The following is a 22,750-nucleotide window of genomic DNA, read 5'->3' on the forward strand; positions in this document are numbered from 1 at the left end:
TCTCCCCTCCTTTTTTTATTTTATGAATCTAACTTCAAGTTCCATCCAAAACTGCTAACACATCCATCAATAGATTCCGCAAAACAAATAGCCTATATTTTGCTGACCCTTCCACATCATCTAAAATAGGCTTTGGTAATTTGGAAACCCCCTCATCAATCCTTGAAACTACTGGCAGATTTCTTTTATTTAACGAAGCTTCCAGTTCTTTTGACCGAAATGGAAAAGGGCAAAAGCCACTGATTGCGACACGTACTTCCTGACCTATTTTTAATGCCGCTACCGTGATCAAAGGGTAGCCAGTGTCCCACTGCTGACGACGCTTGAAACTAAAGAACGGTGCTTTAATAAACCGTGTTTCTGTTGCTAATTGAACGAGAAATTCCCCTTTTTTCAGTTGAAGCTTCTCTAAAAATATCTCATTGATTGGCACCATCTTTTTTCCTTCTGGTCCGACAATTAAAACTTGGCTATCAGAAAGTAAAAATGGCAAAACAGCTTCCCGGTAAAAAATCCGAGCACAGATATTCCCTCCTAATGAAATCTTCCCTCGAGCCGTATGATCAGCGACTTGACTGGCAGTTTTCGTTAATAATGGGAAAAGATTTGCTTCTTCTATTTTTGTAAGTGAGAGGGTACTGCCAAGCAGCAAATGATCACCACTAACCTGCATAACATTGCATTCGAGGATATCCTTTATATCAATAACAGCTTCGGTATAGGCTAAATCTATTCTTCCAAGTGTAATTAATTCGGTTCCTCCCGAAAAGAACATCGGCAGCTTGCCATGCTGATTTAAATACTGATGTAAATCGACTGCTTCTTTCAATGTGGCCGGCTTATAATAATCAAAATCAAAGGGAAGCATTATTTTTGCGCCTCCTTTGCTTTCCAAATCAACTCTGGAATAAGAGGCAAATGATGGAGTGAAACTCCTGTCGCTGTCGACAAAGCATTCCCGAGTGCTGCAGGCATGCCCATTAGACCATGCTCTCCAACTCCGCGGGCCCCATAGGGACCATCCAGCTGCGGTGTTTCCACAAATTCTACTAAATATTCTGGATTCTCACCGTAGCGAAGTGGCCGATACGTTCGAAGTTGGGGATTCAGAACCCTGCCAAGTTCGTCAAAATAAAACGTTTCCCTTCCTGCAAAGGCTAATCCCATGCTCATGGCACCCATAACCTGACCCAAGGCTGCTTTTTCATTTAAGACTCTGCCAATATCAACAACGGTACAAGCCTTCAGTAGCCGATAGGTAAGATCCCTTTTATCCAACTCGATTTCCACTCCATAGGCTGCTACCGTCCATTCGGGTCCAGGTTTTCCAGCCCCAGTCTCAGGATCTAAATGGGTTAGATGCCGCAAAATATAATTACCACGACCTATAATTTGTCCACCAATAGAATTCCCATTTGGATATTGATAACCATAGCAAATATCTTTAAAAGGGACTCCGATTGATGGGTCATCCCGTAAAAAGACTCGACTATTCGCTACTTCAAGATCTTCTATTGGTGCCCTTAAGACCGTTGATGCGATATCTTTCAATTGGATAATGATATCCTCTGCTGCCTCCAATAGAGCTCTACCCGCCATAAATGTTCCCCTGCTTGCGACTGTTTTCCAATGCTCTGGTGTTGTTTGAGTATCTACTTCCATACGTACATAAATTTTATCAACATCCATTTTCAGCCTTTCAGCAAGTATTTGAGCAAGGACTGTCTTCGTCCCTGTTCCAATTTCAATCACACCAGATAGCAAATTAATACTACCGTCACGATTAAACGTTAGAATGACCCCCGATGGTGCGTTTGGATCAATGGTCGATGTTTTCCAGCTGCAGCTAACTCCTTTTACCCTGATCATCCGTTCACTTATTTCTTTGATTGGACCTTCGTCCCATTTCATTAAATCTCTAACTCTCTCAATACATTTTGATAAGTTACCAACATTACTTTTATTTAAGCGGACCCTTGTGGGGGTGGTATTCCCCGGTTTTATGGCATTAATGTTGCGTAGTTCCAGCGGGTCTAGCTTTAATTTTTGCGCCAGTAAATCCACTGTCCGCTCAATGGCAAAGGAAAGTTCCGAATGACTAAATCCTCTAAATGGGGCTGCATAGGGGTGGTTCGTATACATGCAGTACGAATCGCACCAGACATTTTCAATATTATACGGTCCAGTGCAATCTGCTGCACCTGCTCTTGTTAAATCAATTGCTTTATCAGAATAGGCCCCGCCATCCCACAAAAAGCGAATATCTGCTGCTTTAATTTTGCCACTACTGTCTGCTCCAAGTTTAACTTTTGCATCTAAACCTATGTGACAGGGTGACGTTAACATATCTTCTTCTCTCGTATTCAATATCTCTACTGGTTTTCCGCCAACTGCCTTTGAAGCTAGATAGGCAAGAACTTCAAGCTGTACGGCTGCCTTCCCGCCATAGGCTCCACCTACGAGCGGAGTACGGACAATAATTTTCCCCATATCCTCACCAAAGTAATCAGCAATAAGCCTTTTGGCCATAAAAGGGGCTTGAGAAGAAGTGGTAATAATGATAGTCCCCTCAGGTAATATCTCAGCAGACGCACATCTAGTTTCCATTGCGACATGATCAGAAGGGGAAAAGGAAAAACTCGCTTCCACCACTGTTTCACTTTCGCTCCAGCCCTTTTCCCTATTGCCCTTGCGGATTTTAATATGGGTAGCAATATTGGTGTCAGGCACCGGGTGAGAACCATCTTCCTTTTTATAATCACCTAATCGTTCATGGACTAATGGTGCCCCTTTTTCAAACGCTTGTGACGGTGAATTAACCACCGGTAAGAATTCATATTGAACCTTAATAAGGTCAGCAGCCATTTTAGCCTGCTCAGGTGAATCGGCAACAACCAGCGCAACAGTTTCCCCATGATAACGAACCTTGTCAACTGCGATTGGCGGTCGATCTCGGATTGCTTCCCCAGTTAATGGGTAGTGCTTCCCAGCGAGGATTGCCCTTACCCCAGGTATCTTTGATGCCTCCGTTGTGTCTATTTTCACTATTTTGGCGTGGCCATAAGGACTAATGACCATTTTGCCAGACAGCATCGGAATCGTATGATAGTCATGAGTATATTTCGCCCTTCCAGACACCTTATCAAGCGCCTCTTTGCGAATGACGTTTTTCCCAATAATCTCCAATTTCATCCCTCCCCCCATGTATAAGTAGATTTTATACTGAGTAAATCCAACTTATTATGGCCTATAAACCTGTTATTACCTACTGAAGAACAATTCATCTACTCGGGAATAGTCCACAGAAGTTGCACTCTTTCATGGACAGGCTTTCTCCACACCTCAATCAATTGAGCAACTATACTAACAGCGATTTCCTCAGGACCCTTTGCTCTAATATTCTTACCCACAGGTGAATAAATCCAGGTTGGGACATTTTCATATTTAAGCAGCCTTTTGGTTCTTTCCCGCGGCCCTAGTACACCTAAGTACTTTATATGCTCCTTACGTAACACCTCTAATATTTCTTGATCCCTCTCAAAATGATGTGTCATGATGACCACATAATCATAGGGAGAGAAGGAAATTTGCTTCAAAAGCTTTTTAGGAAAGCCCAATAGGAGCTGCTCAGCTTTTGGAAAATATTTTTTTTGACAAAACTCTTCCCGCCAATCGCATACCGTTACTGAAAATCCTGTTTCCGCGGCCAGGTGAACAAGCGGTTTTGCGTCTTGTCCTGCCCCGAAGACTATGAGCCTTGGCCTAGGTTGATACGTATGTTGATAAATGGAATCAGTTCCAGGAATGATTCCACTTTTAGATGTAAAGGCAATTTTAGGAATATCTCCTGACCAATTGCCAAACGGATCCCCTTCCTCCTCAATAAAAAGATACTCCCCCAATTCATCGAGCTTTTTTAACACAATTACAGGTTTACAGTTATCTAGGGATCTTTTTACAACAAAGAGATCTTCTGTTAATTTTTCAGAGACTGGCTCTAGTAAAATATCAATTGTTCCATTGCAGCCATTACCTTGACCCCAACTCATATCGTCTTCATCTGCCAAATTATAATGGAACATTTTTGCTTCCTGCTTTATGAAAACCTCTTGAGCTTTTATGGTCAAATCTGTTTCCAAGCAACCTGCAGTTAACATGCCTAATTGCTTCCCATCCTCACAAAAAAGCATGGAAGAACCTTCTCTTTTATATGCTGATCCTTGAACACGAACAATGGTTGCTAATACCTTTTGGCCTGGTTGATCAATGACTTCTAAAATTGGATAAATATCATCCATAAGACTCCTCCACTTCATACTCAAAAATTCCTATCTTATTTATATTAGTTTGGAGGCTATTCCTAGAATGATAAATTTTCAATGTGCCACTCATAGAAATAAATATATTGCAAAAAATAAACTGATTCTAAATCCAGCAAAGGATGAAGACATGAAAAAAAATCGTGCATTATTTTTAACAGCTGTCGCCTCTGGAACGATGTTAAATCCTCTTAATTCATCAATGATCGCCTTAGCATTACACAGTATACAGAAGGATTTTCAGCTTTCCTTTACAACCGTTTCGTGGTTGATATCCAGCTTTTATTTAGCAAGTGCAGTAGCACAGCCGGTTACTGGAAAGATTGGTGATATTTTTGGTCGGAAAAAAACCTTTTTAACGGGACTCATTTTAGTAGCCTTGTCAGCGTTTGGGGCACCTATGTCACATACCTTTCTCATGTTGCTTGTCATGAGACTGTTTCAATCGATAGGGAGCAGTGCCATTTATCCAGCAGGGATGTCGTTAATTCGAGACCATATCAAAGAAAGACAGGCCTCAGCCCTTGCCGTATTATCGATTTTCGCTTCGGCAATGGTAGCACTAGGGCCTACTATTGGAGGTTTCTTAATTGTTTGGGGCAATTGGCCAGCCATCTTCTGGGTAAATTTTCCCTTTATTATCCTCAGTTTTCTGCTGGGGTGGTATATGTTTCCGAAAGACATCAAACAAGATAAGGCTCAAATGAAGAAATTATTCTCCAACTTGGATTTTCTCGGAATCGGGTACTTCGCTGCAGGAATGGTATTCTTTTTATGGTTTTTGTTATCTTTTGAAGGAAAAATTCATTATCTGTCGGGGTTTGTTGGAATCATCTTTTTCGGTTTATTTGTTCTGAGGGAGTTAAGAGTCAAGGAGCCATTTATTGATATTCGCATTTTTAAAACACATCCAAAGCTTTCGATGGTGTACATCCAGTTCATATTTTTGAATATCTTTTTTTATTGTTTATTTTTCGGGCTGCCCAGTTATTTTCAAGAAGGATTGGGTTTAAGCGTGGAAATGAGTGGCTTGTTAATGTTATTTATGTCTGGAATAAGCATTATTATTTCATCTGTAACAGGAAAATGGATCGACCGGGCCGGTGTAAACCTGCCGATTATGGTTGGCTCTTTTATATCGATTATTGGTGCACTAGCTTTTATCCTGTTTTTTGTAAATACTTCCTATTTAGGCATTGGGATTATTTTATCAATCATGGGCTTAAGCTATGGAATTGGAAATGTTGTTCTCCAAGTGGCCATGGTTAAGGAGAGTCCAAAAGAGATTATTGGGACAACATCCGGCTTATTTCAAACCTGTCGATATTTGGGCTCCATTTTATCTTCAATCATTTTAGGATTAATCTTTGGGAAAGATGTTACAGCGGAAAATATGAAAATCATCGGGGAAGTTTTACTGTTCACGGGCATCATTAGCTTTTTAATGAGCCTATGGTTTTCTCGGGAGACATTTAACTATAGAAAAATGCGGCATGTTTAATCACACACTATTCGAATTTCAGTCCTCATGACTCCCATGAGGACAAAGCTTGCTCTTCGATTCTGATTTCTGTCCTCATGAACGCTCCATGAGGACAAATTTCGCTCTTCCATTCTGATTTCTGTCCTCATGAACTTTCCATGAGGACAAAGTTTGGTCTTCGAAACAGATTTTTGTCCTCATGAACAACTTACGAATGAATCGGCAAGACATAAAACAACACACAAAAAAAGTGAGCAACACTGGCTGCTAATACAAATAGGTGCCAGACTGCGTGGTGATATTTAAACCCACGCCACACATAGAAAATGGCTCCGAGTGTATACAGTGCGCCCCCAATAGCTAAATAGGTCATCCCTTCCAGAGATAGATTATTCACTAATGGTTTCCATGCGAAGACAATTAACCAGCCCATGACCACATAAAGCGCCGTTGATGAAAAAAGGTACTTTTTCACAAAAAAGCATTTAAAGACGGTACCCGCAATCGCAAGTCCCCAAACTATTCCAAAAAGTGACCAACCTAGTGTTCCTTTGATTACGATTAATAAAAATGGTGTGTAGGTCCCGGCAATAAAAAAGTAAATTGACGAATGGTCAAAAATTTCAAAAATGTCCTTTGCCTTTCCTTCAGGTAAACTATGAAGCAAGGTAGATGACATATAAAGTATAAACATTGTTACTCCAAAGATCGTGAAGCTAACCACATGCCACACCGTTCCATATAGGGATGCATATACAATTAAAATAACTAACGCAGAAATGCTTAATAGTGCCCCCACTCCGTGTGTGATGGAATTAGCTAGTTCCTCTTTTTTTGAAAAAGTATGTGTAACTGCCAATAGGGTTTCCTCCTTTCAAGTAAAGCGCGATTCAATTAAATAGAAATGATATTCATGAAAATAACATGATTTGGAAAGGAGGACAATGGACATTTGTCATCTACCAAAACTAAAAAAAGTGAAACTTATCGTTAAGTATCACTTTCCTTTCTAACCTTATTAACATTATCGATTATTTTCTTAATATTTTCTCTCGGACTCCAGCAATTAAATTGGTAGTTCGTTTTTGTCTCAAAGCCTAAACGACTACAAAAGTAGAGCATCCCCTCTGGCTTTTTTTCTGCCTTAAAATGCCTGCATGTCGCACAACAATGGAAATCTTTCATTTACTCTCCTTATCTTTTCTTAAACTATTAATCTTTCGTTCATAATTTATTAATAATTATCCATTAAGATTTAAATAGGTTCACGGAAGAACCTTAAACCTCCGCCCCCTTAAAATATAGATTAGTTTGAATACCCGGCCCCATGGCCGGGTAATTTTTTTATAGAAATTTCCACACCTGGATAAGTATACTTCTCCTAAACCCTGTCAATAACAATACCAATCATGGAAATAGATGAGGTGTTGTATATGAAGGGAATTTATTTTATCAATGATCGTATTTGTTTAAATGGTCTAACTAAGGAAGAAAGTATTTCAGTTCAAGAACAATCCTTAAAGAAGATGATCCACGACCAAAAAATTCAAGTAGTAAAGTTCAACCCCTACCAGTTGAATGACTATTACACCATTCCACATGCACTTTTATACGATTTAAAAAAAGAAAAAGTTCCTATCGATTGTTTTTTGTATTACTCTTCACAGGTGATCGAAGATTTTATTTACAGCTATCCTGCTAAATGGCTGATTTTAAAAAGCTTCTTTAAGGAACTAATCTCCGTTGAGGAACAAAATGATTTAAATATTCAAGAAGTTGTTTAATCAAGAGAATTCTTTGCCTGCTTTCGATAAACAATAACAAAGTTAATCAGGATAATGATGACCATATAGGCGCCGTAAAGTCCGAAAGAATAAAGCTTGTTATTACTAAATGAAGCACCTGCATAAGACAAAAGCAGAATGTTTGGAACTTTTCCGATCATGGATGCGGTAAAAAATGTTAGCCATCTCACATGACTTAATCCACAAATGATATTGACAACCGGTGCTGGAATGATAGGAATTAATCGACAGGTTAATATCGCTACAAAGGAATTTCTGTTTAAAAACTCATCGTATTCCTGAACTTTTGGATATTTCATCAGTTTATCCTGGGCAAAATCGCGAAAACCATACCTGGATATGAAGAAGAAAGCCATCGTCCCAGCCATGGCCCCTGTTAAGGATACAAGCATCCCTTGGGCTGTTCCAAATACGGCTCCGATCATTCCTGCTAAAACTGGAAACGGGATGATAGGAAAAAAGACACATATCGACACTAATAACATACTAATGAAAATCGAAAAGGCTCCGCCTTGTTTAACAAGATGCAGTAATTCATCCTTTTGTAAAAAACCAATCGTAATAATTACTAGCAATATCCCTATACTTAAAATTCTTTTAAACATCCGACAACTCCATTCACTTCAATTTTTTTGATTAGCCTTATCATACTATATTTTTAATTTTGAAAAAATAAAAAGAGCCTTTCTAATGTTGAAAGACCCTTCTACTTATCACAATTAAAATGCAGTCCTTGCACCAAGGTACCTTGGTTTCCAGTAGGAATTTGTCATATCTGCAATCGATACACCTTTTGATCCCGCTTGAATGAATTGGTTGTTTCCTAAATAAATCCCTACATGTGTAGGACCAGGAGCGTATGTTTCAAAGAATACTAGATCTCCAGGCTTTGGGCTGCTGACAGCTTTCAGTCCAGACCATTGTGTTGCTGCCGTTCGTGGAATGGTTACTCCAACTTTATTAAATACATAACTTGTCAAACCACTGCAATCAAAACCTGCCGGCGTATTGCCACCCCATAAATACGGTGTTCCTATGTATTTTTTGGCTTCATCCATCACCAGTTGCGCCTTTGATATAGTTGGTGCAGGTGCTAGATTTGATGTACCTCCCGCAGTTACCTTTAAGACTTGTCCTACATAGATCGTATCTGATGTGAGGTTATTCAGTGATTTAAGCTGGGCAATGGAAAGTTTGTAGCGTACTGAAATAAGGTAAAGTGTGTCCCCTTTTTGGACCGTATAGGTAGGTGCAACTAGTTCGTGGCTGTGTGGTGCTAATAATGATAGCTTCTGATTTACATAGAGATTATCACTTGTTAGGTGATTCCAAGTTTTCAAGTCAGCAACTGAGACTTTGTTTGCTTGTGAAATCTTCCAAAGTGTATCTCCCGATTGGACAGTATAAATGTTTTCATGTGCACTAGCAGAACCAACAAATGTAGAAAACAGGATCCCCGCCGTTGCTACGAATGATAATAGTTGTTTTTTCATCGTAGTACCCCTTCAATTCGTTTGTGTACCTACATCATAAACGAACATTAAGGATGGAATAAACCCCAAGGATATGACTTACAAGGTAAAAAAATCCAATACTAGCAAAGAAAACCGTAAATATAACAAACACAATTAAGTAACTATCCACTATTTATCATGTTTTTCATGGAATCTTACATTATTTTTTAATGTTTTTGTAACATAAATGTAATAGAAAAGAAGTTTATGATTTTTATAGATATCACATAATTCTCACTAGGATGTAGAAATATTGTAACAATACTCCCATCCACTGTGGGCTGATAAACCTATAATAAACCTATAGTTTATAAATATTAATGAATTTGGGTGATGATGATGCAAGGAATAGGAAAAGGACATCCACATGCTATGGGGCACCCTCATGGAATGAGAAATGTAATAGATTATGATAAAAATCCATTTATCGTTATTTGGGAAGTAACGAGAGCCTGTCAGCTTAAGTGCATTCACTGTCGTGCTGATGCGCAGCTTACTCCAGACCCACGGGAACTTTCACATAAAGAAGGAATCAATTTAATTGATCAAATTTATGAGATGGATAATCCAATGCTCGTTTTTACAGGCGGGGATTGTATGATGAGAGAAGATCTTTATGAACTTGCTGATTATGCAATTAAAAAAGGGATGCGCGTTTCCATGACACCTAGTGCCACAGCGAATGTAACAAAAGAAAAAATGAAACTGTTCAAAGATGTCGGACTCTCACGCTGGGGCTTTAGTTTAGACGGCCCAACACCCGAGATTCATGATCATTTCCGCGGGACCCCTGGATCATTTGATTTAACCGTTGAAAAAATTAAATACTTAAATGAATTAGACATGCCGCTCCAAATCAATACAGTAATCTCTCGTTATAATTATGACTCGCTTGAACAAATGGCAAAACTAGTTGGCGAGCTAGGCGCTGTTATGTGGTACATCTTCCTACTTGTCCCAACTGGCAGAGGTCAAATGGACGCATGTATTTCTCCTGCTGAGCATGAAAAGGTGTTTCGTTGGTTGTATGAATTAAGCAAAACTGCACCATATGATATTAAAACTACCGCAGCACAACATTACCGCAGGGTTGTTTTACAGCAAAAGACGCGCGACCAGTTAATTGAAAAAGGTGAAATTCATTACGAAGACTCGATTACAACTGATTTTGCTTCCATGCATGATGGCTTGAAGCGTGCACCAAAAGGGGTAAATGATGGCAACGGCTTCGCCTTTGTCTCCCATATTGGAGATGTTATGCCAAGTGGATTACTTCCTATTGTCGGTGGTAACATCCGTGATACCCCGCTTGCAGAAATTTATCGTGAGGCAAAAGTATTTAAAGAACTACGTCAACCTGATAACTACAAAGGCAAATGCGGCGTCTGTGAATACAACAAAATGTGCGGCGGTTCCCGCTCACGAACTTATGCCGTAACAGGCGATTATCTGGAAAGTGAACCGTTCTGTGTTTATATACCACAAGCGATGCGGAATAAAGAAACTTCACCAATCGTATAACCATTATTAATTAGTAAAGAGGCATTCTGCTATATAGAATGCCTCTTTTTTTCCATTAAATCCTCAATTTCGAAATGGACAATAAAGACAGGGAAACTCCTTATATAATTTTGAAAATTGAACAATAAAAGTTATGATAAGGTTATACATAATATCTTTTTATGGAATGATAATCGAACGAACTAAGGAGTTAACATGATTAGAACAATTGCGATATCCCAAACTAACCAATTGAAACCAGACCTTTCAATTGAGGAACTGATAAGTGGAGATTTTCAATGGTATTGGATTGATTTTCATCAGCCAACCACCGAAGAAATCGAATTCCTAAGAACCCCTCTTTCCTTTCACCCACTAGCCATTGAGGATTGTATCCATACTTTACAGCGACCAAAGTTGGATTATTATGAAGATCACACTTTTTTAGTTACACAAGCACTAAATCAACAGATGTTTACTCGGGAAGAAATTGATTTCTTTCTTAGCAAGAACTATATAATTACTTTTCATCATAAATTTTCAACTGAAATTGAGGAAGTATGGAAACGTTTGAATTTATCGACTAACATAAAAACGTGGGATCCATCCCATGTTTTTTACCTTGTACTTGATAAAATGGTTGATAATTATTTCCCACTTGTCTATCAAATTGAAGATCGGTTAAATGAAATTGACGAGAATTCTAAAGGAAGATCAATGGAGGCATTGCTCGAGGATTTATTTGACACTAGACACCACCTCCTATCCTTGAGGCATACCATTACACCGATGCGCGATCTAATTTACAGGGTCCTAAATTCTCAGCGAATGACTTCCATTCAGAGGAAAAGGGAATACTTTTCCGATATTCATGACCATTTATTAAAATTAACCGAGATGATTGAGGCAAACCGTGAACTCACCACGGACATCAGGGATAGTTATATTTCGATAAATTCACACCAAACAAATCATGTAATGAAGGTCCTTACCGTTATTACCACCATATTCATGCCGCTCACCTTTATTGCAGGACTATATGGGATGAACTTTCATTATATGCCTGAGTTGACATGGAAATATGGATATTTCGCAACCATTGGGCTGATGATTCTCGTAGCGATCGGCATGTCAGTTTGGTTTAAGAAAAAGGGATGGTTTAAATAAAAAGACTAGCTGCCGCTAGTCTTTCTTGACTTCTACTTATTTCCACTCTTCAAAGTCAACGGTTCCCCCTGTTAAATCAATCGTGTTGCGCTCACCCTTATAATAGGTTTTCCCATCCTTTTCAAAAATTAGATTCTCATACGTATAGACCTTTTGTCCGTTTGGAAGATGGATAACCACCTTTGGTCCCGGATTTTCTATTGGTGCTTCAATTCGAATTGTGTTTTGATAGAAATAACGAAAAGCAAAAAAACCGGCAGTTAATACAATACAAGCTAATATGAAAAAAAATAGACCCTTAAAGGATGATTGCTTCGGCTTAGAGTGGTATAATTCGGCTCTGGTCAACTTTTTCCCCTCCCATTGGTATATATTCTATTAGTTTTTTAAATAGTTAGAATATTTCCATTCATGCCCATACCGTCATTTTTTATTCCTATTTAAAAAAATTTAATACTTGTTAACCTATGCATCACCTAAGGAAAAGTTGATAATAATCGTATCTAGACACATCATTTTCGTAATTATGTATAATATTAGTGAAAGAAAACAGAAAGGGGTAATTGCTTTGCCTACTATAAATCCACAAGAAACCTTAAAATTAATCACTGACTTGGTATCCATTCCAAGCCCTTCAGGAAACACAAATGACGTGATTACCTTTGTTGAAAATTACCTTGCTGACTTACAAATCAAATCCTATAGAAACCGTAAAGGCGGTTTAATAGCCACAATTGAAGGTATTGATTCAAGTAATCACCGTATGCTTACGGCACATGTAGATACTCTCGGTGCGATGGTAAAGGAAGTAAAGTCAAATGGTCGCTTGAAAATTGACTTGATTGGCGGATTTAAATATAACTCGATTGAAGGAGAATATTGCCAAATCGAAACCAGCAGCAGCAAAAAATATTCTGGAACTATTTTAATGCACCAAACATCAGTCCATGTTTATAAAGATGCTGGGAAAGCTGAGCGAAATCAGGAAAATATTGAAATTAGAATTGATGAGAAAGTACATACTGCTGAGGATGTTCGTGCATTGGGAATTGAGGTCGGTGATTTTGTTTCATTTGACCCACGTGTAGAAGTAACACCAAGCGGCTACATTAAATCCCGCCACTTGGACGATAAAGCAAGTGTGGCCATTCTTCTGCAATTAATAAAGAAAATTAAGACTGAAAATATTACCCTTCCCTATACAACCCATTTCTTAATTTCTAATAATGAGGAAATCGGATACGGTGGAAACTCGAATATTACTCCAGAAACGGTTGAGTATTTAGCAGTCGATATGGGAGCAATGGGCGACGGACAATCGACAGATGAGTATACTGTTTCGATCTGTGTGAAGGATGCAAGTGGACCCTATCATTATGAGTTGAGAAAAAACTTAGTTCGACTAGCAGAAGAAAACAATATCCAATACAAATTAGATATCTATCCTTTTTATGGCTCAGATGCCTCAGCAGCGATCCGCTCTGGTCATGATATTGTCCATGGTCTTATTGGACCTGGCATCGATTCATCACATGCATTCGAGCGTACACACGAATCTTCCATTGATAACACTTCCAAACTACTGTATCATTACATTCAATCAGATTTAATCAGATAGGACTATTAAAGCTGGTGGTGGGTCCACCGGTTTTTTTACGATTCCATTTAGATTTTGTACAATTAATGATAAAAAGGTATAATAGACACTGGTTTAACTAGCATTCATCACTAGGAGATGAAAATATGTTTTCTAATATTGGAGTACCCGGATTAATTTTGATTTTAATCGTAGCCTTAGTCGTCTTCGGTCCAAACAAACTTCCTGAAGTTGGCCGTGCTTTTGGCAGATCGATTCGCGAATTTAAAAGAGCGACTGATGGAATTGCTGACGATATAAAGGAAGAGATAAAAGAGGAAATCAAAGAGACTAAACAAGAAACAATTAGTTTAAAAAAATAAGTTTTATGACTTATTGTCGTCAATCATTGGTAATTTCTTGCATCATTAAAAGACATCCAAAAAACATCCCCATCAACTGATTGAGGAGGATGTTTTTTGGATTATTTTTTAGTAAATGCTTGAAATTGATTCATTAATTTTTGCCTGGATTTTGGATTACGAAGTAAATATGCAGCACCTAGTGCAACGGTGGTCATCATTAAATTTTTCCTTCTCATTTCATACCTCCTCGGAATTAATCATTCTTAAATATTCCCTTTAATAAGTTATTTTAACAGCAGTAATTATTGACATCTTGTCATCATGAAGAGGTTGAATAATTGAAGATTGACCTGTTTAAACAAAGAAAAAACTAATCCCTTTGAATTAGTTTTTCGATAGAAGCTCATTACTTTTTCAGTAATTCTTTGATTTTTTGATTATGCTGTTTTGTTTGATCTAACAGTTGATTTAGAAGTACCACGGCCTGTTTATTGTCTTTCTTTTCAACGGCATTCCTTAATTCATGGAATGTCCTCCAATGTGACATTTCTTTTCCGCCATGTGCCTGTTTTATAAATTCCTCTTTTGTTAACTTACCTGCATCAAATTGTTTTTTTAGTTCTTCTATTTTCACCATTTTTTCTTTTTTCCATTGCTCACGTTTTTCAGCATTTTCAGGACTCATCCAATGGTTACTTAGTGTCTTCTTTTCCGCAAGGACGGTTGTCCACTCGCCTTTTTTATCTGGAGTATACTGGTCTACCCATGATAGAAGCATTTTCTCTCTTTCCGCCATCTTTGCTTGCCAATCTTTATGCATCATATGATGCTCTCTGCCCTCTTTACAATCACAAGGTGCTTTTTCCCTTTGCCCCCCATTATTGGTGTCAGGCACCGTTTGGTTTGCTCCAGCCATTCCAGGCACAGACAATAATAATCCTAATGATAAAAGTAACATTTTAAACTTCATAATTATCTCCTTCCGATTTTTTAATTAGTAAAATAAACCTTTTTTAACGGTACGGAATTATCATTCCCAGTTGGTAAAAAAAAATTTACCATTTCGACAAATATTTAGTTATAAAACACTTGAGATTTTATTTGGATTATCGTATTCTAAAAGCAGAGAAGATATGTGAAATGTTTCACAATAAATTAGAGAAAATACTTTACAAAAGTGTTAGGAGTGGGAAGTTATGAACAAACCAAAAATCGTCATCCTCGGTGCAGGCAACACTTTGGTGTAAGTAGAGAACCAGTGAAAGTTACTGTGAAACAGTAAACCTAACCATTATTTATGCAAATTTCCTTCCGGCCGGGGTCCCCTCCCCTTGCAGGAAATTGAATAGAATCATCCCTAAGAAATGTGCCTTCAATCCCCCAATTTAAGGCATTCAGCCCCATTCCAATTTTCTGGAGTGGGGCTGTATTTATCTCAACGTAATTTCTAGAGCCATTCTAATAATTCAAGTCGATTGCCAAACGGATCATGTACATGAATTCTGCTCGCCCCTGGAAGTAGATCGTCCTCTGTATACAAAACTCCCTTTTCACGTAGATGACCTTTTAATTCCTCGATATTTTCTACCACTAATGCAGGATGTGCTTTTTTAGCTGGTGAAAATGGTTCCTCTACCCCAATGTGAAGTTGAAAGGTCCCAAATTCAAACCAAACCCCACCGCGTTTCTTTAATTCTGCTGGCTTTTCTACTTCAATTAATCCCAGAATTCCATTGAAAAATTCCCTCGCGGTTTCTTCACAGCCCTTTGGGCCAGCAAGTTGAATATGATCGATCTTTTTTATTGCAAATGACATAGACACTCCTAAATTTGTCAATTATCCTCTCTATATTTTATTGATTTTATAATATTCTTTCAAGTTTGAACTTTCGTTTTTTAATTTAACTCTGTTAAACTGGGCTGTTGATTTCCACTCCAGGCGCTTCGCTCCAATCACCTTGGCTATAAAAATCAACTATGACCATAACACACCCAATAAAAAAGCTATTCCCGCAAACACGGAAATAGCATTCTCTAATAGACATCTCTTCTAGTAAAGACAAAAAATGAAACGAATAAGGCAACAGCCCACCATATAAGGAGGATTTGGATGGAAAATGAAAGATCCATGCCTTCAATCGGAGGTGCTGTTCCTTTCATATAATCGGTTAACCGTAAATTAACCATAAAAAAGTACTTTGCAGATTCCCAGGAGGATACCATGTTCGTTAATATAGCTCCTGAGATTAAGGAGGCAAGCATGACACCCATGCCGGCAGCCGTACTGCGAATCAAAACCGACAACATAAAGGATAAGGTACCGACGACAATAGAGACAAACCAGACCAGTCCAAAGTCCATTAATAAAAATTTCCATTGCCCCATAAGTTTGACTTCTGAAGTATTTAAGCCTGTTTCGGTCACATTAAATCCTGTTAAAATGGGTGCTCCCCAGCCTTTGTATCCAAACACCAAACCAGAAATCAAATAAGAAAGGATTCCTGAGATCGCAATAATTAAAGAAATGGCTAAGCAAAGCGTCAAATATTTACTTAAGAGTACCTTCCATCGTTTGACCGGCCTCGTCAATAGCAGTTTAATTGATCCTAAACTGTGCTCGGATGAAACCAAATCACTGGCAATGACCATGACCATTAATGGAATAAAGAGATCAATCGAGTTTTCTAAGAAAATCCTCATAAACGTTGGTGCACCAGGCTCAGAAGGATTAATATCATGATCCAGATAATATTGTTGCTGTTGCAGGGATATTTGCAGTTGTTTCTTCCATTCATCGGTAATCCGACTGCTGCTCAAACGATTGGTCGTATCAACAATTTGCTGTTGTAAAATTGTTCGCCAATCACTAGTTCCCAATTTTTCTCGTTGTGTTTGAACTTGTTTATATTGTGCATATGTAAATAACATGACAAGAACACCAATAATGATAGCAATAACAATAAGCCGCTTCTTGGCAATCAGTTTCATCATTTCATTTTGAATCAATTTATTCAATTGTATCACCCCCCGTAAGTTCGAGGAATAAATCTTCCAGGACTGGCATTTTTCGATTCATTTCAGTCACAGCAATTCCTGCTTCAACCAACTGCTTATTCCATAGAGGTATCTTTTGTTCATTAAATTCTGTCAGTATGGTACCATCTTCTGTTACATCAATTTTGGTTAACGAACTTAATACTTCCTTTCCCTTCTCAAGCGGATGAACCTGCCAAACGACTCTCTCGCGATTTGCCAGCAGTTGATGGACAGTATCCGTTCGAATAATCGTCCCTTTTGAAATAATCGCGACACGGTCACACAAAAGTTGAATTTCGCTTAGCAAATGACTGGAAACTAAGACGCTTAAGCCTTCATCCTCTGCAAGAAACCTGATAAATTGTCGCATTTCACGGATTCCTGCCGGATCCAACCCATTAGTTGGCTCATCAAGAATCAGCACTTTTGGTCTTCCTAATAAGGCTTGAGCAATCCCAAGACGTTGTCTCATCCCTAAAGAATAGGTTTTTACCTTATCATGAATTCTTTCTGTTAAACCAACAAGTTCAGTAACCTCTTTAATTCGTTGTTCTCCGATTCCTTCGAGCATTCTGGCAAAATGAAGGAGGTTATTATACCCGGAAAGATATGGATACAATTCTGGATTCTCGACAATACAACCAAGATTGGTCATTGCTTCTTGAAAATTCTCTTCTATATTCGCGCCACAAATGTGAATGCTGCCGGATGTGGGTTTGATTAATCCAACAAGCATGCGGATCGTCGTTGTTTTCCCTGCTCCATTTGGGCCTAGGAAGCCAAATACCTCTCCTTCCCGTAAATCGAAAGTCAATCCCTTGATAATTTCCTTTTTTCCAATTACTTTTTTAAGATTTTTTACAGATAGTGTAATTTTTTTCTCCATCGAATTCCTCTCCTTACCAGGTAAGCAATGAGGCTACCCGTTCGGCAATTAAACGATACCCTTTTGAATTTGGATGAAACTTGTCGGAATATAAGTAGTCATTAACCTTTAACTCAAACAAGTCGAAGGTTGGTATAAACACGATTTTTGGAAAAGAGGCACTGACTTCTGCACTATCGTAATTCCAGTGGCGGACCACTTTCGACATCTCTTTTCCCTGCTCTAATTCAATAAATGGATTATACAAACCAATGAAAAACACATTGGCATTTGTATTGTTTTTACGTATTTGCTCAAAAACAAACTTCAAATTATCCAGGTATTTCTTCTCAATCGCTGCAATATCTTCAGTTTCAAAATCGCTTAAGCCTTGCCCCCCGCGGAACAAGTCGTTTCCGCCAATCGTCACTAGGACAATATCCGCTTTTTGAATTTGGCGCCCTACTTCTTTTTCCTGTACTTGCTTCCTAAGAGATCCAGATCTTTGTCCATTGATGCCAAGGTTGGTCAACTGTACCGGACGCTTTGTTTTTCCCTTGATTTCATCAATCAAGACACCCACATATCCTTTTCCGGTTTCATCGCCTGTTCCTCGAGTTAACGAATCACCTAACGCCACGATGGTTAACCCCTTTTTATTTTCCACCTTGGAAACGGTTTTTGCTTCTGGAACCTTTTCTGGTTTTCCAGCATAAAATTCCCCTACCGCCCAGCCAAGCCCGATCAGCCAGAGGAGGCAAAATAATACAGCTATGCCCGTGATCGAACGTATGACATTTTTATTCATTAAATAACATCCTTTCTGGCCATTTCTCTATTTAATTTAATCATAGTTGAGATATGAATCAAACTTTCAAGGAACATATATCGTATAAAATACATAAAGTTCGAAAATTGTTAACTTCTACAACTATTTTCTCTAAATAAAAATCAAAGGAACCGTTGAGAGGACTCCTTTGATCTTAATTTGTTCTCCTATTTGGTTCCTGTTTCTATAACTACATTCCTTAATTTCCTAATCCCATAAATAATTACAATTAAAATGACAATAACTACGCTAGTTAAAATTAAATATTTCCTGATGAGCTCAAAAAAAACTTCCCATTGAGGACCAAGTATTTTTCCTAAAGAGATAAAACTAGAAACCCAAATCGCTGACCCGAGCCCTGTATACAAGGTATAAACCCTAATTGGTAAACGTGTAATCCCTGAAAAATAACCGATAAAATGCCTAAATACTGGAATAAATAAGGCAATGATTAATATTTTATTGCCATATTTTCTTAACCAGTTTGAAATTGAATTCAAACGATCTGGTTCTAAATGTAGCCGCTTCCCATGCTTTTCAAAAAAATGAATCCCCAGCTTACAGCCTACCCAATAGGAAAGCAACATTCCTAGCGTACAACCAGCTGTAGAAGCGAGTATACTTCCAATCCAATTAAGCTTTCCAAGAAAGGATAAAAATCCTGCATATGCCAACATTGCTTCCATTGGAATCGGAAGTGCAAAAATACCTAGAGTAATGGAAAGAAAAAGAACAAGATACCCGTACTCGTTCATGATCGTCGTTAAAAAATGCAATAATGTTAGCTCCTTTCCTAAAAGGGATATTTGGCATTGAAATGGCATCAATCTTATTGGTATTTTAACCAAACTTCTCTAATATAGTTATCGACTTGTAGATTCAAATTTATATTCTTTGAAAGGCTGTTCGTAAGTTCACTACAAAAATAAAGCCGACTTCTATTAGAAATCGGCTTGTTTCTCTGTTATTCTTCTAAATTCCCCATAGGACCAAAAAATTCAAAGTGAATTCTTTCTTGATTTACCCCTAATTCTTTTAATGAACGATTAATAGCTTTCATAAATGGAACAGGTCCACAGAAATAAAAATCGGCGTCCTTGGTTGTGATATTTTCTTTCAGCCACTCACGGGTTACATAGCCTTCAACATCAAAGAGGTTATTCTTGCGATCCTCTTCTGTTGGTGAATCGTAAAAGAAATAAGAATGTACGTTTTCAAGCTTTGATACCTCTTCTACTTCGTCTCTTAGTGCATGTACATTCCCATTCGCAGCTGCATGGACAAATGTTACCTTACGTTCTGGCTGGACTTCAACGACTGTTTTTAACATACTCATCATTGGTGTTAAACCAACGCCGCCACTTAGTAACACAACAGGAGTATTTTTCTCAGTATCAAGAACAAAATCCCCCGCTGGAGCACTTACTTTTAAAATATCTCCTTGGCTCACTCCATTGTGTAAGTAATTAGATACCATGCCGTCCGGGTTTGCAGTTCCCGCTTCGCGTTTAACACTGATTCGGTAATAGTCTTTACCTGGAGCATCTGATAGGCTGTATTGACGAATATGTGTGAACTTTTCACCAGCCATTTCTAGCTTGATACTAATATACTGACCAGGGGTAAAATCGGCAATTCCTTTGTTGTCTTCTGGTTTTAAGTGAAACGAGGTGATCACTTCACTCTCAACTACTTTACGGTCAACAATAAAGTTGCGAAATCCCTTCCAACCACCATGTTGATTTTCAGTTTCATCATATAATTCTGCTTCTACACTGATAAAAACATCTACAATTACATTATACGCTTGGGCCCATGCGTCAATAATCTCGTCTGTTGCTGCATCACCTAATACATCCTTAATCGCTAGCAGTAGATGTTTACCGACAATCGGGTAATGTTCAGGCAAGATGCCAAGGCTTCTATGTTTTTGTGCAATTTGCTTCACTACTTGAAGAATAGCTTCCAGATTATCGATATACATGGCTGCGGCATATACCGTTCCAGCCAATGCTTTTTGCTGTCTGCCTTGTTTTTGATTAGCATGATTAAATATATTTAATAATTCAGGATGGTTGCCAAACATCAATTGGTAAAATCGAGTTGTAATTTTTTCCCCATGTTTTTCTAAAACAGGTACAGTTGATTTGATTATTTCAATCGTTTTTTGATCTAACATTTTAACACTCCCTATATATTTCACTGTTTCCATAGTGATTATATGATATTTAACACACGAAATAAGTGATTTAAATCACAGACTACTATTTTTGAATAATTAGAACTATGTACTTTTTAGTGTTTCTCGCCTAAAAACTTCACAAAGTTTTCATATTTTAACATGACAAATATAACTTGTTGGTTAATATTCCTTCTTGTAATGTTGAATCTAGTTATCAAAACAAATGGTATAAAACTAACATGTGTAATGAGCAATATTGAGATTATATGATATAGAAATAAGAGATTTCACTGGAGGAAGAGGATTAACATGAATGCAGCAAAAATTGCATGGATTACTGACACAACAGCTTCGCTAAGCAAAGAGTTTATCGAGCTAAATAATATACATGTAGTTCCACTTAACATTGTAATTAACCAAGAATCCTACAAGGAAACAATAGATATTACACAAAAAGAGTTTTATGAGCGAATGAAACATGAGGATTCGAAATTTCAAACCTCCCAGCCTGCCCTGGGTGATTTTGTGGAACTTTATACAAAGTTAAAGGAAGACTATGACTACGGAATAGCCATTCATGCTTCCAGTCTCTTATCAGGGACGTTTCAAACCTCTGTAATGGCAGCAGAAATGGCTGATTTTAAACTGTTTCCCATCGACTCCATGACAGGTTCCTACCCTCTTTCTTTTTTAATAAAAAAAGGGATCGAACTTGTGGAAAAAGGACTTGATAGCGGTGAGGTTGTCGCAGAATTAAATGCACTACGCGACATTACACGCTTATATTTAGTCCCCTCAAATCTGGACCAACTCAAAAAAAGCGGCAGAGTATCCGGCGGCCAAGCAATACTAGCTTCATTATTTAATATAAAGCCGATTTTAGCGATTGAAGACGGTGGCGCAAAGATAAAAGATAAGGTTCGAACCGAAAAAAGAGCGATTTCATGGTTGATTAATAATTTACAAACAGACTTGGAAACAAAGAATGTTAGAAAAGTTGCTATCGTTCATGCTAATGATATCGAGAGAGCTGCCGTGCTTGAACAATTAGTCAACGAAACATTCCCTGATATCCAAACTGAATTAATGATGCTGATTACTGTGGCAGGTGTGCATACTGGGGTAGGAACGCTTGGACTTTCGTGGGTGTGTGAATAATGAAAAGGAAAGGACTGGGGGATCTAATACATATGAAAATATAAATTTTTCGAAAAAGCTTATTCCCGAAGGTGCCAAGATTGGTCTTGTCGTTACAAATAATTTTCATCTCTACCGGGCAGTCTCAATTGCCCGTGATTATGGCCTACAGGTGCAGGGACTCCCAGCAGAAACACCATGGATTGCTGTGGTAAAATCCTATTCCCGCGAATATTTGGCGATTACTAAATTCTATCTAAAAAGATATTTCCTTGATTAATTTCGAGATTTGATATCAATTGTGAAAGAATTGATCGGTTTTTCATAATAAAAAAGAGTACTGAAATTCAGTACTCTTTTCTAATACCAAACATCTCAACTATTACTAGTTTTTGCATATACACACGTATCTCTTAAATCTTGGCCATCTGCAGACATTTCATCATTTCTAAAAATGCCTTCTAAGGTAAACCCTAATCGTTCAGGAATGGCCCGACTTTTGATATTTTTTGAGTCACAACGAATTTCAACCCGTTTTGCATTGAGTTCAGTAAAGGCAAATTTCGTTATCGCCTCTGCCGCCTCCGTTATATACCCCTTCCCGCTAAAGCGCGTATCAATCCAGTAACCTATTTCAACCTTTGGGATATTCCAGTTGATCCTGTGCAATCCAGAAGAACCGATGAATTCTCCTGTTTCTCGATTAAATATATGTAACCTTAAATCCTCACGGGTTAAAAACTTAGCATGTGCCTCACGCATATTTACTTCTACATCTTCCTCGGTTTGCTCGTGGTGGGCCCAAGGCATCCATTCTTTTATTTCATTTAACGAAGACTGCATTGCTTGGTACACCACTTTACCATCTCCGGGCAGAGGCATACGTATTAATAATCTTTCTGTGTAAAATTGATTTGGAAAGTCTAGTAGTATTGGTTTCATAATCTTGCCCTCCTTCTGAATATAAATAAT

Annotated in this window: 23 protein-coding genes; 8 read left to right on the forward strand and 15 right to left on the reverse strand. The window is 38.1% G+C overall.

The features are described from left to right. Positions 1–34 precede the first annotated feature (34 nt). The 3 genes from J7E77_RS04855 to J7E77_RS04865 all read right to left on the reverse strand — a co-directional run bounded on the left by J7E77_RS04855 (position 35) and on the right by J7E77_RS04865 (position 4,298). A complete protein-coding gene (locus J7E77_RS04855) occupies positions 35–868 on the reverse strand; it encodes an FAD binding domain-containing protein (RefSeq protein WP_214712799.1) in 834 nt (277 codons plus the stop codon). Further along, positions 868–3,192, reverse strand: coding sequence for a xanthine dehydrogenase family protein molybdopterin-binding subunit (locus tag J7E77_RS04860; RefSeq protein WP_214712806.1), 2,325 nt, complete (start codon positions 3,190–3,192; stop codon positions 868–870). Before J7E77_RS04860 ends, J7E77_RS04855 begins: the two co-directional genes overlap by 1 nt. 92 nt (positions 3,193–3,284) lie before the next feature. Continuing rightward, positions 3,285–4,298, reverse strand: coding sequence for an XdhC family protein (locus J7E77_RS04865; RefSeq protein ID WP_214712813.1), 1,014 nt, complete (start codon positions 4,296–4,298; stop codon positions 3,285–3,287). A gap of 151 nt (positions 4,299–4,449) precedes the next feature. On the opposite strand from J7E77_RS04865, the gene J7E77_RS04870 reads away from it, so the two are divergent. Beyond that, a complete protein-coding gene (locus J7E77_RS04870; protein ID WP_214712991.1) occupies positions 4,450–5,820 on the forward strand; it encodes an MFS transporter in 1,371 nt (456 codons plus the stop codon). Positions 5,821–6,010: 190 nt separating this feature from the next. Here the strand turns inward: J7E77_RS04870 and trhA are convergent, their stop codons facing one another. After that, positions 6,011–6,661 carry a PAQR family membrane homeostasis protein TrhA gene (gene trhA / locus J7E77_RS04875; RefSeq protein ID WP_214712815.1) on the reverse strand — a complete coding sequence of 217 codons (651 nt, stop codon included), beginning with the start codon at positions 6,659–6,661 and terminating at the stop codon, positions 6,011–6,013. Between the two features lie 574 nt (positions 6,662–7,235). Here trhA and J7E77_RS04880 point away from each other — a divergent pair. Next, positions 7,236–7,586: a hypothetical protein gene (locus J7E77_RS04880; RefSeq protein WP_098934025.1), complete on the forward strand. Its 351-nt coding sequence runs from the start codon at positions 7,236–7,238 to the stop codon at positions 7,584–7,586. Here the strand turns inward: J7E77_RS04880 and J7E77_RS04885 are convergent. Next, positions 7,583–8,212, reverse strand: a complete 630-nt coding sequence (locus J7E77_RS04885; RefSeq protein ID WP_214712817.1) for a TVP38/TMEM64 family protein — start codon at positions 8,210–8,212, stop codon at positions 7,583–7,585. The genes J7E77_RS04880 and J7E77_RS04885 overlap by 4 nt on opposite strands. 114 nt (positions 8,213–8,326) lie before the next feature. Beyond that, positions 8,327–9,100, reverse strand: a complete 774-nt coding sequence (locus J7E77_RS04890; protein ID WP_214712819.1) for a C40 family peptidase — start codon at positions 9,098–9,100, stop codon at positions 8,327–8,329. 411 nt (positions 9,101–9,511) lie between these two features. On the opposite strand from J7E77_RS04890, the gene J7E77_RS04895 reads away from it, so the two are divergent. Beyond that, positions 9,512–10,642 carry a TIGR04053 family radical SAM/SPASM domain-containing protein gene (locus tag J7E77_RS04895; RefSeq protein ID WP_251026662.1) on the forward strand — a complete coding sequence of 377 codons (1,131 nt, stop codon included), beginning with the start codon at positions 9,512–9,514 and terminating at the stop codon, positions 10,640–10,642. Positions 10,643–10,837: 195 nt separating this feature from the next. Further along, complete coding sequence (gene corA, locus J7E77_RS04900) at positions 10,838–11,788, forward strand: magnesium/cobalt transporter CorA (protein WP_214712821.1); 951 nt, start codon at positions 10,838–10,840, stop codon at positions 11,786–11,788. A 36-nt stretch (positions 11,789–11,824) separates the two neighbouring features. On the opposite strand, the gene J7E77_RS04905 is transcribed toward corA, so the two are convergent. Further along, positions 11,825–12,136 (reverse strand): hypothetical protein, encoded by a 312-nt coding sequence (locus J7E77_RS04905; protein ID WP_214712828.1) that lies wholly within the window; start codon positions 12,134–12,136, stop codon positions 11,825–11,827. Positions 12,137–12,314: 178 nt separating this feature from the next. Between J7E77_RS04905 and J7E77_RS04910 the strand changes: the two genes are divergently transcribed. Together J7E77_RS04910 and J7E77_RS04915 are read left to right on the forward strand one after the other, a co-directional pair. Continuing rightward, positions 12,315–13,406: a M42 family metallopeptidase gene (locus tag J7E77_RS04910; RefSeq protein WP_214712993.1), complete on the forward strand. Its 1,092-nt coding sequence runs from the start codon at positions 12,315–12,317 to the stop codon at positions 13,404–13,406. A gap of 125 nt (positions 13,407–13,531) precedes the next feature. Then, a complete protein-coding gene (locus tag J7E77_RS04915; RefSeq protein WP_098934029.1) occupies positions 13,532–13,747 on the forward strand; it encodes a twin-arginine translocase TatA/TatE family subunit in 216 nt (71 codons plus the stop codon). 388 nt (positions 13,748–14,135) lie between these two features. Here the strand turns inward: J7E77_RS04915 and J7E77_RS04920 are convergent, their stop codons facing one another. The 7 genes from J7E77_RS04920 to hmpA form a co-directional block, all read right to left on the reverse strand. After that, complete coding sequence (locus J7E77_RS04920; RefSeq protein ID WP_214712830.1) at positions 14,136–14,699, reverse strand: hypothetical protein; 564 nt, start codon at positions 14,697–14,699, stop codon at positions 14,136–14,138. Positions 14,700–15,176: 477 nt separating this feature from the next. Then, positions 15,177–15,545: a VOC family protein gene (locus tag J7E77_RS04925; protein WP_214712832.1), complete on the reverse strand. Its 369-nt coding sequence runs from the start codon at positions 15,543–15,545 to the stop codon at positions 15,177–15,179. Positions 15,546–15,763: 218 nt separating this feature from the next. Further along, positions 15,764–16,744 carry an ABC transporter permease gene (locus J7E77_RS04930; protein WP_214712834.1) on the reverse strand — a complete coding sequence of 327 codons (981 nt, stop codon included), beginning with the start codon at positions 16,742–16,744 and terminating at the stop codon, positions 15,764–15,766. Continuing rightward, positions 16,737–17,651: an ABC transporter ATP-binding protein gene (locus J7E77_RS04935; RefSeq protein ID WP_214712836.1), complete on the reverse strand. Its 915-nt coding sequence runs from the start codon at positions 17,649–17,651 to the stop codon at positions 16,737–16,739. Before J7E77_RS04935 ends, J7E77_RS04930 begins: the two co-directional genes overlap by 8 nt. Before the next feature lie 13 nt (positions 17,652–17,664). Further along, entirely contained in the window at positions 17,665–18,438 is a 774-nt protein-coding gene (locus J7E77_RS04940; protein ID WP_214712838.1) for an SGNH/GDSL hydrolase family protein, read from the reverse strand. A gap of 188 nt (positions 18,439–18,626) precedes the next feature. Then, the gene (locus tag J7E77_RS04945; RefSeq protein WP_214712840.1) at positions 18,627–19,235 is read right to left on the reverse strand and encodes a DedA family protein; all 609 of its coding nucleotides are present in this window, start codon (positions 19,233–19,235) and stop codon (positions 18,627–18,629) included. Positions 19,236–19,423: 188 nt separating this feature from the next. Continuing rightward, on the reverse strand, positions 19,424–20,638 hold the full coding sequence (gene hmpA / locus J7E77_RS04950; protein WP_214712842.1) for an NO-inducible flavohemoprotein: 1,215 nt from the start codon (positions 20,636–20,638) through the stop codon (positions 19,424–19,426). Positions 20,639–20,950: 312 nt separating this feature from the next. Between hmpA and J7E77_RS04955 the strand changes: the two genes are divergently transcribed. Next, on the forward strand, positions 20,951–21,799 hold the full coding sequence (locus tag J7E77_RS04955; RefSeq protein WP_214712844.1) for a DegV family protein: 849 nt from the start codon (positions 20,951–20,953) through the stop codon (positions 21,797–21,799). Next, the gene (locus J7E77_RS04960; RefSeq protein WP_214712846.1) at positions 21,774–22,058 is read left to right on the forward strand and encodes a YdcF family protein; all 285 of its coding nucleotides are present in this window, start codon (positions 21,774–21,776) and stop codon (positions 22,056–22,058) included. The genes J7E77_RS04955 and J7E77_RS04960 overlap by 26 nt, the downstream gene beginning before the upstream one ends. A gap of 95 nt (positions 22,059–22,153) precedes the next feature. Here J7E77_RS04960 and J7E77_RS04965 read toward each other — a convergent pair whose 3' ends face one another. Further along, complete coding sequence (locus J7E77_RS04965) at positions 22,154–22,720, reverse strand: GNAT family N-acetyltransferase (protein WP_214712848.1); 567 nt, start codon at positions 22,718–22,720, stop codon at positions 22,154–22,156. Positions 22,721–22,750 lie beyond the last annotated feature (30 nt).

This window comes from Bacillus sp. ISL-77, assembly GCF_018613105.1.